This is a genomic window from Streptomyces sp. WAC04114, from assembly GCF_019733245.1.
GTDB lineage: Bacteria > Actinomycetota > Actinomycetes > Streptomycetales > Streptomycetaceae > Streptomyces > Streptomyces massasporeus_A.
Map to the genome: position 1 here is coordinate 1 of NZ_JAIGQA010000437.1, position 293 is coordinate 293.

At 74.4% G+C, this 293-nt stretch carries 1 protein-coding gene; it reads right to left on the reverse strand.

Translation table 11 applies throughout. The features are described from left to right. A partial coding sequence (locus tag K4G64_RS39655; protein WP_221760669.1) for a penicillin acylase family protein occupies nt 1–293 on the reverse strand: 293 nt, incomplete at both ends.

Sequence of the window (293 nt, forward strand, 5' to 3'; positions counted from 1 at the left end):
GGCATCTGCGAGACCCGCGCGATCTGGGTGATCGGCGGAAGCGGCGGCATCTGTGTGATCGGCCTTACCGCCGTCGTACGCCAGGTCCGCCGGGTCGCCGTCGTACGCCAGGCACGCCGGGTCGCCGTCGATGCCCTCGGGGCCGCCGATGATCACCGGGCCCCGGGCGGTCTCGATGACCTCGACCTCGACCGGTTCCTCGCCCGCCACCTCGATCGTCTCCGTGTGCCGGGACGCCCGCCGCCAGACCCCGTCCGGGTCGAGGGTCTCCACCCCGGCGCCGGTGCGCCGCA